Here is a 13,433-nt window from a genome sequence, read left to right as displayed (position 1 = left end):
CGGAAAGGATGCGCTGCGGTGTTCCTCCGTCTATACGGTGAGAACGTTATTCTGTTCAGGTTGCATGTTTTATTATTCCTACCTGTTTAGTAAGTTATATACGTATAATAAAGGCAGTCTATATACCTGTCAAACGTTTTTTCCGATTTTTACCGGATTTCTGCACCATTGGCAAAAAAAAGAGGAACAACGAACCATCGGCCGTTGTTCCCTTCAGCGAATCCCATGCTTCGCTGTTTACGATAAACATGTGCGGAGTTGGTCAGCCACACCTTGTCCATTCCTCATCTGCCCGCATACCGGATATTCGGTACCGGTGGTGGGTTCATGCCTTCGCCCAGATAAAAGCCGGTGTGCGGCGGCTGATTATAGGCTACATTTTGCCAAGCGACGCCAAGACGGTACACCGGATCATGCATCAGCGTGTAGATGCGTTTGTCGGTAACTGCTGTTGTGGTATAGATCCGCAGTGCTGAGCTGTCATTGGTCCGCCACACGACTTCCTCTCTCCAGTCCCCGAAGAGATCGGCCTGCAGATTCGGTGTAGACTTGGTTCCGTTGTTGGAAGAAACGCCGGATGCGGTGAGCAGGTTCATCGTTGTGCTGTTGGTATAATTCCACTTGTCGATTCGGTTGCTGTCCAACAGTTCACGGAGCAGGTCGCCATCCCACCAGATCCCAAAATTCGTGGAGGAAGGCAGGGTTGTCCCGAGTTTCTGCCCTTTGGCTGTGTACAGGCTGCCGTCTGCCCACACTTCGGCACCTTTATATCTTGGATCAATATCTGCTGCCATGCCGCGTCCAATATCCTTCGTTGTTTTGACTCCCCAGATTAATTGGCCTGTACCCGCATCACGGAATTCCACTCCGGCATTGGACGGTGTCTCATGGACCTGAAACACCTCAAGTCCAGGGCGGTCAGGGTCCAAGTCACTCAGATGCATGGCATCGCCATGATGAAGCCCTGTCGTATATAAGCCTTTGCCGTTATCATCCACCGCCATGGCGCCATAGACAATCTCGTCTTTCCCATCTCCATCTACGTCCGCCACACTCAGATTGTGATTGCCCTGTCCGGCATAACCCGAATTGCCCGAGGTATTGGAATCAAATGTCCACTGTTTGGTCAGCTGTCCATTCCGCCAGTTATACGCGACCAGTACTGTGCGGGTGTAGTATCCACGGGCCATGACCAGGCTTGGGCGCTCCCCATCCAGATAAGCAATGGCAGCAAGGAACCGGTCCACCCGGTTGCCATAGTTGTCTCCCCAGTCGGATACATTGCCACGCGCCGGTTCGTAATTCACCGTGGAGAGCGCTTTGCCAGTCTGCCCATTGAAAACCGTCAGGAATTCGGGGCCAGATAATACATAACCGCTGGAATTGCGGTAATCCTTGCTGGCATCCCCGATGACCACGCCAGTGCCATCCCTGGTGCCATCGGCTGTTTTCATCGCAACTTCGGCTTTGCCATCACCGTCGAGATCGTACACCATGAACTGGGTGTAATGAGCGCCGGCACGGATATTTTTGCCCAAACCAATTCGCCAGAGGCGTGTTCCGTTTAATTTGTAGGCATCGATAAACACTTCTCCGGTATAACCGCTCTGAGAGTTATCCTTGGAGTTGGAGGGGTCCCACTTCACGATCAATTCATACTCACCATCACCATCCAGGTCACCTGCACTAGCATCGTTAGCACTGTAAGTGTAGGCTACTCCATCAGGTGTTGTCCCACCAGCGGGTACACTCAGCGGTACAGATAGATAGTTGTTGCCCCATACGCTTGCTGCCGCTGAAGTAGCCTGCTCCGTTCCACTGACTACTGCGCGAACTGTGTATTTGGAACTGCTTGTCCCGCTTGCATCCTGAAGGTTCGTGCTGTTCGTTATGGGTGTAGCGTTCACCTTGGTTCCGTCCCGATAGACGTTAAACGATACATTCGAACCTTCCGTACCCAGAAGCCGCCAACTGACAAAAACACCTGTCCCCGTCTTCACAGCCACCACACCGCGATCGAGATATTCCATCTGTCTTGCACCCGCTGCATGTGTTACTGGCGTGTTGCCAAGGCCTAGCGAAGTGACCAGTAACGCGGAACTCAGCAGGGATACTCCGGCTGTACGTAATGTGCGCTTCCACAACGATGATCCTTTTCCCATAAACAATTGCCTCCCCAATTGTAGTGGTAAGCCCGCTGCCCTTGTAGCGCCATTTTCTGTGTAAGCGCTTTAATATATTTATTTTAAATTAAACATATAATTCCATCTATAGGTCTAATTTAGTAATTCAATGGATGGCATATAAAAAAGCCGAAGGATTTCTCCTTCGACTTATATAATTACAACTTATACCACAGGCGCAACACATACCGGACGAGGCAGTTCCAGCTTGAACCCGTTATGTGTCAAACGTCCGTCTTCTTCGCTGATCTGGAAACCTACGAGATTATTGCTATCCTGATTCGCCACGACCAGAATCCCACCCGGCAAAATATTGAAGTTACGCGGTGTCTGCCCAATCGTGGACGTCCACTCTACGGCTTCCAGCTCACCGCTCTCTTGGTCAATATGGTAGAGTACGATGCTGTCATCTCCCCGATTGGATGCATACAGGAAACGTCCACATGGAGATACACGGATGTCCGCAGCGGTACCCTCGCCTTTATGCCCTTCTGGAAGTGTGGATATGTGCTGCACCGTAGTGAATTCCCCTCTGCGCTCATCGTATAGGAATGCCGTAACCGTGTTGTTTAATTCATTGATGACATATGCCCACTTCGAGTTGGGATGGAACACAAGATGCCTTGGCCCTGCGCCTGGTGGCTGATCCATCTCACGATGGGTTACCAGACGTCCTTCTTCCAACCGATACACAATGATCTGATCCAGACCGAGGTCACATACGACAGCATACTGTCCGGACGGATCTGGCTGAATGGAGTGTGCATGCGGCCCTTCCTGGCGATCTTCGTTGATTCCACTTCCCGTGTGCTCCACCCATGCACTCATCTCACCAAGCGTCCCCTGATCGCCTACCGGAAATACATTGACACTGCCGCTGCTATAGTTGGATGAGAACACCCACTGACCATCCTTCGAGACAGACACATAACATGGAGAAGCTCCACGGGTCTGCTTTCGATCCATCAGGTGCAGTTCACTCGTTGCCGCATCTCTGCGATACACCAACACCTCTCCCTCGTCCGTCTCACTCGCCACATACAGACAGTTGCCATCCGGGCATAGCGCCAGATAAGACGGATTATTCACACCATCCATGTGATTGACGATTCGCATCTCTCCTGTATCCGCATTCAACGCACATAGAAATATTCCTGGTTCTTCCGCTGACGCATACGTACCTGTATAGAAAAGTGTTTCCTGAGTTGTGACTGGTTCCATATCTCAATCTCTCCCTTATCCTATATATTCTCTGGTCTTATTCTTCCCACTATGATGTACTTACCCAATTCACGGGCAACTGCTTCACTTCCTGTAACGTGGCTTTCTATATTCAGAATAACTCCGCTCAGCGCTCTCATATCTGTCATTGACTCCCTTACCCCCGCTCACCATAATACAAAGTATGAGACCTAACAACAGACCACCCCTACAGCGTAAATCTGACGGATTTCGTATGCAAAAACTCATGGTGCTTCCAGACTCACTGCTGCAAGAAACCGCAGCTTATCCGGCCACGTCCGGATTATACGTTACCGATATCGGTTACTTTCACGAAGCGGAACATCATTACCGTGACCGTCCCGATGGTTGTGAATCACACATTCTGATGTACTGTGCCCAAGGCACAGGTTGGTATACGATGGAGGGCAGCAAGACATATGATGTCCGCCCGGGAAACCTTGTCGTATTGCCTGCACATATTCCTCATGTGTATGGTGCCAACGTAGCTGAACCATGGAGTATCTTCTGGATTCATCTGCGCGGGGAACACGCTTTAACCTACATAGAACCATTGCTAACCCATCATATTACTACGATGCCACCGACCAAGGCCCAAAAATGGCTCGAGCTGTTCCATGAATGTTACGGCGCGCTAGAGACGGGTTACTCCATGCAGACGATGACATATGCCTCCCAGATTATCGGTTATATGCTTGGTATGCTCGCTTATGGACCGGAGACGACAGGAACAGATGGTGGGATTGTGAGCAGCAAACGTGCGGCAGAACAATCCGTTCAATACATGCTGGAGCACCTGGAGAACGGAATCACCCTCAAGGAACTGGCGGCACATGCCCGGCTGTCTGTCCCTCATTACTCACAGTTGTTCAAGCAAGCGACCGGGCATTCACCCATCGATTATTTCCTGCGGCTCAAGATCCAGCATTCCTGCCGCTATCTGGATTTTACCGATTGGACTGTGAAGCAGATCAGTTCCGAGCTTGGATTCAAGGACCCTTACTACTTCTCCCGTCTGTTCAGCAAAATGATGGGACGTTCACCCACGGATTATCGAAATAAATCCAAAGGATAGATGCCGTATGCTTCACAAGTTCTTCAACTAAAATCTTTTGGAATGGTTATCTACTCCATTGGAAAATTTCAGCAACCTTTTGAACAGTAGGGTCGTCTATAGGGGCAAATAACTTTTATATAAAGGGATCATCCCTGGAAAAGTGAGGCGAACCTATTATGAAAAAAAATATACTAGCTACATTAACTGCGGGAGCTCTGCTCACGCTGTCTCTAAGTGCAGGCCCGATCAACGCTGCGCAGGCCCAATTCACGGATATTCAAGGTATCACAGGAGCAGACAAAATCGAATCTCTCCATCAGGATGGATTCATCAAAGGTGTGAGCGACAGCTTGTTCAAACCTGAACTGGAGTTAAATAACGCCCAGGGCATTCAACTGATTGCGGACGGACTGAATCTGAATCTGGATACGATTCGGTTTATCAAAATGCCGGTACCCAGTGACTACTTCTCTGCTGTAAAAGATGGCGTGTGGTATAGTGATGCATTTATCCGCGCCCAATATAATGGCATTCAGATGTCACAGGATATCGATCCGTCCAAACCACTCACTCGTGAACAATTCACCCTGTTCCTGATGCAAGGCATCGAGGCCAAAGGCGGTCTGCCGATGATTAATATCAAACCTGTGGACATTACCGATGAAAAGGAACTTACCCCTGCGTATCAAGGCGCCATTCAGCGTTCAATCGTTCTCAAAATTAATGAACTGGATGCCGACGGCAACTTCAAACCGAAACAAACGATTACTCGTGCCGAAGCAGCAGTGATGATGTATAACGCAATTGAATACATGGAATCGTTCCATGCACCGCAAATCCCGGAAATACCTGAAAAGTAATCATTTCATGGTGGAAACCACGAATTCACTTGAGTGGTGAATCCGCTCAAGTGGAGTCACCGTGAGTGGACTTTTCCATACAGCCCCCATATGCCAAACAGCCGCACCTTCCCTCAGCAGGAAAGCGCGGCTGTTTGTATTATACGTATATCACTGATGCAATCATCAGATTGTAGCTTTATAACTTAGAAAGTTCTAACCTAGAAAGAACCTTTAACAACAACCTCAGACAACGGTAAACGTCCTGACGGGCGAGCTGGCTGCGCTGCTTTACCTACAGTGATCAGCAACGTTGGCACAAACCGTGCAGGAATGTTGAAGGTTTCAATCAGTTTTTGTGGATTATATCCACCGATTGGACAAGTATCGTAACCCAGGGAGCGTGCAGCAAGCATGATATTTTGGGAAGCAAAGGATGCATTACGGATCGCTTCATCGCGAGCGATTTGCGGGCTTTGGTAAGCACCGTTGATCTGTCCAACCAATGCGTCACGAACCTCAGCAGTCAGTGCGCCTGCTTCAACAGCATGATCGTAGATTACAGTGTTACGGTTCGCTTCCAAATCTCCGAGAACAGCAATGGTAACTGAGCTTTCCACGATCTGACTTTGACCGTAAGCAACTGGCAGCAATTTCGCTTTGTCTGCTTCGGATTCAATGACGAGGAATCTCCAGTGTTGCAGGTTCCATGAAGATGGTGCTTCCGCAGCTGCTGTCAAAATCGCATTGAGATCAGCTTCAGGCAATACAAACCCTTTTTCGTACTTTTTGACAGCATGGCGTTCGCTAATGACGCGAAGTGTTTCATTTTTTTCAATGCCTGACATGTGTTCCACTCCCCAGAATCTATTTTTTGTGTTTTTCTTCTACTTTCGCAAAGGATCTTGAAGTCTACTCTACCGAGTATTGCCTTCCGAAAATAACATCAGCGCAGACGCTCTCTCCTCATCTGTGTTCACGTTATGCCCGGAATCGCTTTAAAACCATCGATGGATCTTTCACCGGAGCATAAGCCCATACCATAACCAGTCGACCATATGAACCTTACCACCATGCCTGACTAAACCAAAGCCATATCTCGAAAGACCTTTGATTATGGAATCTGTCAGGACTTCTCTTTTGCAGACAATCCATCTAGCGTTAACTCGCATGCATCGCCACGACCTATACGTTCTTTCACATCCTGGATGGAAATACGGTCAAAATAAGCGCAGAGCGCCTCTTCGCCTCCGTTATAAATGTTCCCCATCACATCCTGCATATTGGAAGATACGACGCACGATGAACCGGACTCCCCTGAACACCAGCTTGGACCGAGTGAACCGCCAGCTACCAGTCTGTACAATTCGCCAAGCTTGATCTCTTCACTTGCACGGCTTAGCAAGTACCCACCATGAGCACCTTCCTTAGTCGTCAGGTAACCATGCTTACGCAGAACACTAAGTACCTTGCGGACTCTGGCCGGGTGTGTACCCACACTTTGGGACAAATCTTCACTATTGGCCATACACTCATCTCTCATCGACAGAAAAACAAGACAATGCACCGCTATGGTAAATTCGCTGTTCATTACTTACTCCCTTCCCGGCTTACAACACCGATGAACTTCACCCAAGGTAAGTATAACTGTCATTATATGAATAACAGTTATGTTTGTCAACTTTCACCCAGGATGGGGATCACATATGATTTTTCCTGTTATACCAATACTTACAGCTCATCCACACCATTAAGCTAGGATCAAGTTCTCATCTGCGTTTTAATCCAAAAAGAACAAAAAAAGTGAGCCTTTCGCTAGGCGAAGGGCTCCAATAAGATAGACATATGAAAGGGCTTACGTGATTATTATAATCGGTAATCTTCATTTTGAAAACGCTTTTTTTGTAAAGTGGCTCATTATTTAAAAAAATATTTTATGGAACAAAGTAAACTCCGGCTATTGCCAAAACTAATGTCATTAGTTATTATACTAATATCATTAGTTTTAAGGAGGATTCCTCGATGCGCATTACCCGAGAATTTGATGTCGTTCAAATTACGTTTTTTCCAAGACTCTTCCCTGTGAACGTATACCTGGTTGAAGAAGAAGATGGATTAACCCTGATTGATGCCGGAATACCATTCAGTCTTAAGGGCATTTTGGCAACTGCCCAGTCCCTTGGTAAGCCCATTACCAGGATCATTCTGACCCATGCTCATAGCGATCATATTGGTGCATTGGATCTTCTCAAAGAAGCACTACCCCAAGCCGAGGTCTACATCTCCAGACGGGATGTTCGGCTATTGGAGGGAGATACTTCCCTTCTTCCCGGTGAGTCTCAAACCCCGGTACGCGGCGGCGTGCCCAAGCCCAAAGCAGTACGCACCCAGCCAGACCACTTGCTGGATGATGGTGACCAGATTGGTTCGCTGGCGGCCATTGCCTCACCAGGACATACGCCAGGGCATATGTCCTTCATGGATACGCGCAGCCGTGTGCTTATTGCTGGCGACGCGTACCAGCTGCAAGGCGGCCTTGCTGTATCCGGCCGCATGCGCCCGCTCTTCCCGTTCCCCGCGCTGGCGACGTGGAACCGCGAAGCGGCTCTGGCCAGCGCGAAGCGCCTGGCGGAGCTGGAACCGTCCGTACTGGCTGTAGGCCACGGACGGATGCTGCGCCAGCCCGCGGCCGCCATGCGCGCGGCAACCGCTGATGCTCAGCAGCGGTTCGGTCTTGCCGGGGGGCAATTATGAGCCCCCGGCAAGGGCTGGATCGCGGCGCTCTGCTCAGCGCCGCCGCCCAGCTTGCTGACAGCGACGGCTTTCAGGCGCTGACACTGGCCGCACTCGCCCAGCGTCTGGATGTGCGCTCGCCATCGCTCTACAACCACATCAGCGGACTTCCCGGGCTTCGCCAGGAAATGGCGCTGATGTCCGTACAACAGCTCAGCCGAGCATTAACCACGGCTACGGCTGACCGCACAGGCGACGATGCCATCCAGGCCATCGCTGCGGCATACATTGGCTTCGTTCGCGAGCACCCTGGGCTCTACGAAGCCTCATTTCATGCTCCGGACCGCGAGGAGCCACAGCTCGCCGCGGCCAGCACAGCCACACTGGAGCTGCTGCTGCACAGCTTGCAGCCCTACCCGCTAACCGAAGCAGAAGCCTTGCACGCTGTTCGTGGTTTGCGGAGCCTCTGCCATGGATTTGCCTCCATTGAGGCACAAGGCGGCTTCGGCATGAATTTTGATCCAGACGAAAGTCTGCGTCTGACCGTATCTGCCTTCCTACATGGACTCCGGCATCTTCATCAGGACTAACAAGGCAAGCATATCATCATGAAAAAGGACTGCAGATCCGCTGCAGTCCTTTTTGCATTGCTGTGTACTACGGGTACCCCCATGAATTCGACAATCATAATGTTATAGTTACGCCAATTACGCTAAGTACTTTCAACACAGGAACACCCACTTTGAACTCGACTTTCATCGCATTGCGTTATTTACCATTTCTGTTGATACCAAAGAAAAAGAGCGTTTTGGTTGCGAGATACCTTGATTGGTTCCTCTGACTAGCCCTGTAACTGAAATCTAACGAACCGAGCACACTCTATAACGACGATTAGAGTAATTAACAAAAACTAACGAACTCCACACGTCTTATTTCGCAGGAAACGGGCAGTTGAACAGTAAAAAATGAGCATATCCAGTCATTTAACGTGTCTGTAATTCGTTACATCTGCCAATGTACCCCATTGGGCCGAAGTAAGATGTGCTGAGTTCGTTAGGTCGTGCTACGTACGGGTACTTCTGATCATAATGCACACAGTAGTACCACTGTTTTAATACCATTCCTGCTATAGCTCACGCCGCTCGCAGTGGGATGATTCTTTTTACCAAGCCCGCAACAAGTTTCATTACTGAGTCATGGCAATGAGCGGCTGAAATAAATGTAAGTTTCCCAGTCCCATTTCACTTCGCAAACTGACCCTTGCTTAATCCGCCTTGGCACTCAACTACACTTTTACGCCTTACATCTACGCACCTTCTCTAATATGTACATCTCCCGTTCCTCAGTCGGGTAGAACGGCCTTTCGCCGTCTGTTCCCCATCCGAACGTTTTTCTTTACAACCATCCTATGGCCATTGCTGCCGTCCATCCTGCACTTCCTCTAAAATATGCTTCATCACGGGCACATACACCTTCCAGTAGAACATGTCAGGAATATCTTTCTGATCTGGCGTAAGCTTGGACCGTACGACCTCCCATCCCCGTATTCGGCGCCAGAAGGAATAATGCTTCATCTCTCCGAATGACCCTGCCATGTAATACGATCGATTATAGTCGTCGTAGCGCACAAGTGCAGCAAATTCCGCAGGTATTCCTGCACTCGCCAGCTTCTGCTCGCCTGTCTCCGTCAGATCAGTCTTATACCAAGCCAATATGGAATCCTGTTGTTGCGGCAAAATGATATCAAACCAGCCACTGTATTGAATGTCCTGGCTTATGCCACTCCAATCTCTGCCTTCCTGTGTAAATGCAACCTGTACATCTCCTGTCTTTACGTCCGTGCCTTTCTCCAGCACGATGACCTGCCCATCTGCACCAACTAGCAGAATACCGGCTCCGGAATAAGGCCATTTTTTCTTCTCTCGCTGCTCATAACTCGCCTGAACCCACTGAGGGACTTCTTCCATGCTTTGCAGATTAGATACCGATTTCCCTTGCCATCCACTGCTGTTCACCCCCAAGATGGGATACAGCTGCTCTCTCGTCATCTTCGAAGCCGTATTCGCCATTGCACTGTATTCGGCAACAATCGTTACCCCTTTATACGCAGCCTCGCGAATCTTCTGCGTATCATATATCGTTAGTCCTTCATAGATTCCGTCTTGTTTTCGTCCCTTCTTCTGTGCAGACAGACTACTCCGGTTCGCCGTCAGATAGATCAGATCCGTATCAGTGACCTCATCTGGCAGCAGTTGCTTCATCCGGGGAAGCCCGTTCTGAATATCATAGCCGTAATAATCCTCTTCGTATGAGTAGTATTCCCCTGTGTGCTGTACAATCTTCTGCTGATTCAGAAGCCAGACTAATCCCTTATGCCCCTGATAGGACGAGTCTGGTCTGCTTTTGTCAATAATCATGATGTTCAGCGGGACAGGGGCCTGAGATTGCCACATAATCCAGGGGACAACCAGCACCACCGATACCACTGTAAAACAAGCCAGCGTCCACATCGTGGCTGGCCTGTAACTTTTTTTCATGAAGCATCTTCCTCCTTGCTTTGTTCCAAGGTATGGCCCAAGTTACCGTTAGATTACCCCAATCCATTCCTGATCTCCTTCTCCTCTGCCTTCCTCAATCCCATAGCATGCAAGATGCCAATCATACGAAATATATTGTTCAGCGGTCTGAACCAGAACGTCTCCGAACAAGCGTATACTAGCAGACGCGTCACCTCTCTGGACGTGTACGCTTTGCGTGAACACCATATTTCGAACATGACCATACCTGCGGAAAACAGTGAACCGTAGAGCATCAGCAGTAGAGCAATAATGATGCACAGGTTGATATCTACCAACTGAAGTCCTATGCCTGAGATGAACAGCAATAACGCTCCCAGTTCCATCACAGGTCCCAGCAATTCGATCAGAATAAAATACGGGATGGATACCATCCCCATCCAGCCGAAGGCTGGATTAAAAATCATGCTCCGCTGGGCCCATAGACTGCTCGCAAGCTGCATATACCAGCGGGTTCGCTGTCTGCGCAGCTGACGCCATGTACCCGGTACTTCTACCCTGCAGATCGGATCGGGAATGTATATAATACGACCCCGTTCCCGAATTCGCTTCATATGTTTTTGCAACCGCATCACAAGTTCCATGTGACCGGCCTGATCACCGCGCCTATAACCACCGACTTCCATCACCCGGTTCTTTTTGAATACACCGAATACTTGAGCCGTAAATAAAAGCACATTAATATTGTAACGAACGAGTCCCACACCGCCAATTAAAAAAGCACGCACGTATTCAATGCTTTGCATCACATACAACGTACTGCCCGTCGGTGTTGTGCTATTATCCGTCAATTCCGCATGAGCCGTATTTCTAGGAACCATAAGATCTACTCGTCCACTACAAGCAACGACCTCTTCTCCTGGTAGAGCATCCATAACGGGTTTCATAATCTTCACCAGTGCATCCCGTTCCAGAAATGTCCGGGGTCCAACAGAGGCGATATAAGGATATTGCGAGATATTCAGACCTGCATTCAAGGAGTCCATTCGTCCTCCATACGCCTTGTCGATCACAATCAAACGATGATGCAGCCTGGATTGGTAGACACCTTTAATCTGAGCCGTCTCCTGACCGAGTCCCGAGTAATGAACTTTACTCCGAATGGGCATCAGATCATAGGTTTCCATTAACCGCGGCATTATTCCATCCTCTGATCCGTCATTAATGATAATAACTTCATAGCGTGCATATTGAATCTCCAATAGACCGTTAATTCGCTGCACGATCGTATCCTCGCTATTCCGCGTCGGAACAAGCAGAGATACCGCCGGAGCCAATTCTTCGTCCAACATCTCATGATATTGCAGCGGGTCCAGATCCCTTCTCAGGATCATTGTGCGAGCGGCAGCAACTACCAGAACACCGCACATCACAATCGCTAGCACCAGATAGACAAATATCCCCTCGTAACATGCCAAAACAAAACTCCGCAGCATCTCAATCCATCTTTCGTCCATACTGCATCCTTTCCAGCGTTTCTTCCGCTATCTGCCTTGCATACCTATCCGGATGGTTTACAGCTGTATCCCGGAGTTCTTCAAGTCCCTGGTCGTAACGGGCGAGGGAATTCGCCGCCTCCTGTCTGATCTGAAAAGAAGGATCACCCATCATCACCTTCAGGCGAGGAATAAAAGCATCCGCATGAATATCGCCCATAAGCCGGGTCACTGTTAGTCTTTCAGAACGTTGTCTTTCCTCGCCAGCTTCGTTCCATACCAGCAATAGACCCTTCAGCATATCTTCACGGCATCTGCCCACTTGAGCCAATGCCTGATAAGCAAGGGTACGCAGCAGTGCATCCTCTTCAAGAATGAGCTTCTCCAGCAAAATAAAAGCACTCTCCGTCTGGTCATCCCGAATACGAATGGCATGGACGATATTGGACTGGACCTGATAAGGTACATTCTTGAAATGATCCTTCAGACGAGTCCAGGACGAATCGGTAAGCAGCAGCAGAATCTGCAGAACCTGCGAATTGGACCATACACATTGCTCACGCATCAATTCCTTCACAATTCGGAAATAACCGGTTCTGGCATATATGCGCAAAATGATGAAGCGTTCAAGCGGTGTGCAGGAGGTAACACGGAGCATATCCTCTAACCTCGGCAGAAGCTCCACCATATGAAACTGTTCAATATATAACAACGTGTTGACCCGTTCACTCCACTTTCCCGTCTTCAGAACGGACCGGTATGAACTTCCGAAGACGTGCCAGGATAATAGACGAATTCGCAGAATCTCCTGCTCTACCGGACCTTGAGCGAGCCTTTCCAATAACAACTGCTGCAAAACGATCTGTTGATCTCCAGTCATATTCAATACATCTACACCGATTTCTCCGTTGTTCAGATATTGCTGTAGATATGAACCTTCTGCAAGTAATTCCTGCCTCAGTGTTGTCTTAACTTTTTCCCTGCGTTTGCTGTTATACTTCAACCATAAAATATAACTATAGATAACCAGCAAAAGAATCAGTACACTTGCACATATGAGGCTAACCACATGTACCAGCCAATCTGTATTACCTGCAAGCCATCCCGTATGATGTGAACCGATGAGCTTAGTATACATCCATTGTTGTCCAATCATTGTATGATTTCCCCTTAATCGAATAAACGGCCTTACAACGGGCACAATAATACAAAATTTTCAAATAAACCCTGTGAATACATATCGGGTATATGATACACTAAGCTTTCTATCGGCTATATGCGTTTGTGATATAATAGGAACTGAAAATTCCGGCAATTCGTACTGGGTTCCGGATCTACGGATAATATATCATTCCAGAAAGAGGGAG

General features: G+C 48.7%; 11 protein-coding genes and 1 pseudogene. 5 read left to right on the top strand and 7 right to left on the bottom strand.

Annotation, left to right across the window (positions count from 1 at the left end; genetic code table 11):
- Positions 1–284: 284 nt before the first annotated feature.
- A complete protein-coding gene (locus MKZ12_RS02605; protein ID WP_339258584.1) occupies positions 285–2,162 on the bottom strand; it encodes a rhamnogalacturonan lyase in 1,878 nt (625 codons plus the stop codon).
- A gap of 186 nt (positions 2,163–2,348) precedes the next feature.
- Positions 2,349–3,404, bottom strand: coding sequence for a lactonase family protein (locus tag MKZ12_RS02600; protein ID WP_339239293.1), 1,056 nt, complete (start codon positions 3,402–3,404; stop codon positions 2,349–2,351).
- A 235-nt stretch (positions 3,405–3,639) separates the two neighbouring features.
- On the opposite strand from MKZ12_RS02600, the gene MKZ12_RS02595 reads away from it, so the two are divergent.
- Positions 3,640–4,500: an AraC family transcriptional regulator gene (locus tag MKZ12_RS02595; protein WP_339239291.1), complete on the top strand. Its 861-nt coding sequence runs from the start codon at positions 3,640–3,642 to the stop codon at positions 4,498–4,500.
- Between the two features lie 158 nt (positions 4,501–4,658).
- Positions 4,659–5,342 carry an S-layer homology domain-containing protein gene (locus MKZ12_RS02590; protein ID WP_339258582.1) on the top strand — a complete coding sequence of 228 codons (684 nt, stop codon included), beginning with the start codon at positions 4,659–4,661 and terminating at the stop codon, positions 5,340–5,342.
- Positions 5,343–5,542: 200 nt separating this feature from the next.
- Here MKZ12_RS02590 and MKZ12_RS02585 read toward each other — a convergent pair whose 3' ends face one another.
- Both MKZ12_RS02585 and MKZ12_RS02580 read right to left on the bottom strand, forming a co-directional pair.
- Positions 5,543–6,169 carry a nitroreductase family protein gene (locus tag MKZ12_RS02585; RefSeq protein ID WP_339258580.1) on the bottom strand — a complete coding sequence of 209 codons (627 nt, stop codon included), beginning with the start codon at positions 6,167–6,169 and terminating at the stop codon, positions 5,543–5,545.
- Between the two features lie 278 nt (positions 6,170–6,447).
- Positions 6,448–6,912 carry an Rrf2 family transcriptional regulator gene (locus MKZ12_RS02580; RefSeq protein WP_339258579.1) on the bottom strand — a complete coding sequence of 155 codons (465 nt, stop codon included), beginning with the start codon at positions 6,910–6,912 and terminating at the stop codon, positions 6,448–6,450.
- A 431-nt stretch (positions 6,913–7,343) separates the two neighbouring features.
- Here MKZ12_RS02580 and MKZ12_RS02575 point away from each other — a divergent pair, with 431 nt between their 5' ends.
- The 3 genes and pseudogenes from MKZ12_RS02575 (at position 7,344) to MKZ12_RS02565 (ending at position 8,644) form a co-directional block, all read left to right on the top strand.
- Positions 7,344–8,075, top strand: a complete 732-nt coding sequence (locus MKZ12_RS02575; protein ID WP_339239287.1) for an MBL fold metallo-hydrolase — start codon at positions 7,344–7,346, stop codon at positions 8,073–8,075.
- A pseudogene (locus tag MKZ12_RS02570) lies at positions 8,072–8,200 on the top strand (TetR family transcriptional regulator); the annotation flags it as partial. The gene MKZ12_RS02575 and the pseudogene MKZ12_RS02570, both read left to right, overlap by 4 nt.
- 51 nt (positions 8,201–8,251) lie before the next feature.
- Positions 8,252–8,644 (top strand): TetR-like C-terminal domain-containing protein, encoded by a 393-nt coding sequence (locus MKZ12_RS02565; protein ID WP_339242889.1) that lies wholly within the window; start codon positions 8,252–8,254, stop codon positions 8,642–8,644.
- Positions 8,645–9,460: 816 nt separating this feature from the next.
- Here MKZ12_RS02565 and MKZ12_RS02560 read toward each other — a convergent pair.
- From MKZ12_RS02560 to MKZ12_RS02550, 3 genes are read right to left on the bottom strand one after another with little or no spacing between them, the layout of a single operon-like run.
- Positions 9,461–10,591 (bottom strand): hypothetical protein, encoded by a 1,131-nt coding sequence (locus MKZ12_RS02560; protein WP_339258578.1) that lies wholly within the window; start codon positions 10,589–10,591, stop codon positions 9,461–9,463.
- A 53-nt stretch (positions 10,592–10,644) separates the two neighbouring features.
- Positions 10,645–12,087 carry a glycosyltransferase gene (locus tag MKZ12_RS02555; protein WP_339258576.1) on the bottom strand — a complete coding sequence of 481 codons (1,443 nt, stop codon included), beginning with the start codon at positions 12,085–12,087 and terminating at the stop codon, positions 10,645–10,647.
- Complete coding sequence (locus MKZ12_RS02550) at positions 12,068–13,222, bottom strand: HEAT repeat domain-containing protein (RefSeq protein ID WP_339258574.1); 1,155 nt, start codon at positions 13,220–13,222, stop codon at positions 12,068–12,070. The genes MKZ12_RS02555 and MKZ12_RS02550 overlap by 20 nt, the downstream gene beginning before the upstream one ends.
- Positions 13,223–13,433: the final 211 nt, after the last annotated feature.

It is taken from the genome of Paenibacillus sp. FSL R5-0713, assembly GCF_037973325.1.
GTDB lineage: Bacteria > Bacillota > Bacilli > Paenibacillales > Paenibacillaceae > Paenibacillus.
This window is presented reverse-complemented; position numbering and strand designations above follow the sequence as displayed.

Excerpts from the sequence above, each read along its gene's own strand:
- MKZ12_RS02585 (WP_339258580.1), bottom strand. The coding sequence starts at position 6,169 with ATGTCAGGCATTGAAAAAAATGAAACACTTCGCGTCATTAGCGAACGC.
- MKZ12_RS02565 (WP_339242889.1), top strand. The coding sequence starts at position 8,252 with ATGTCCGTACAACAGCTCAGCCGAGCATTAACCACGGCTACGGCTGAC.
- MKZ12_RS02590 (WP_339258582.1), top strand. The coding sequence starts at position 4,659 with ATGAAAAAAAATATACTAGCTACATTAACTGCGGGAGCTCTGCTCACG.
- MKZ12_RS02595 (WP_339239291.1), top strand. The coding sequence starts at position 3,640 with ATGCAAAAACTCATGGTGCTTCCAGACTCACTGCTGCAAGAAACCGCA.
- MKZ12_RS02575 (WP_339239287.1), top strand. The coding sequence starts at position 7,344 with ATGCGCATTACCCGAGAATTTGATGTCGTTCAAATTACGTTTTTTCCA.
- MKZ12_RS02560 (WP_339258578.1), bottom strand. The coding sequence starts at position 10,591 with ATGAAAAAAAGTTACAGGCCAGCCACGATGTGGACGCTGGCTTGTTTT.
- MKZ12_RS02555 (WP_339258576.1), bottom strand. The coding sequence starts at position 12,087 with ATGGACGAAAGATGGATTGAGATGCTGCGGAGTTTTGTTTTGGCATGT.
- MKZ12_RS02600 (WP_339239293.1), bottom strand. The coding sequence starts at position 3,404 with ATGGAACCAGTCACAACTCAGGAAACACTTTTCTATACAGGTACGTAT.
- MKZ12_RS02550 (WP_339258574.1), bottom strand. The coding sequence starts at position 13,222 with ATGATTGGACAACAATGGATGTATACTAAGCTCATCGGTTCACATCAT.
- MKZ12_RS02580 (WP_339258579.1), bottom strand. The coding sequence starts at position 6,912 with ATGAACAGCGAATTTACCATAGCGGTGCATTGTCTTGTTTTTCTGTCG.
- MKZ12_RS02605 (WP_339258584.1), bottom strand. The coding sequence starts at position 2,162 with ATGGGAAAAGGATCATCGTTGTGGAAGCGCACATTACGTACAGCCGGA.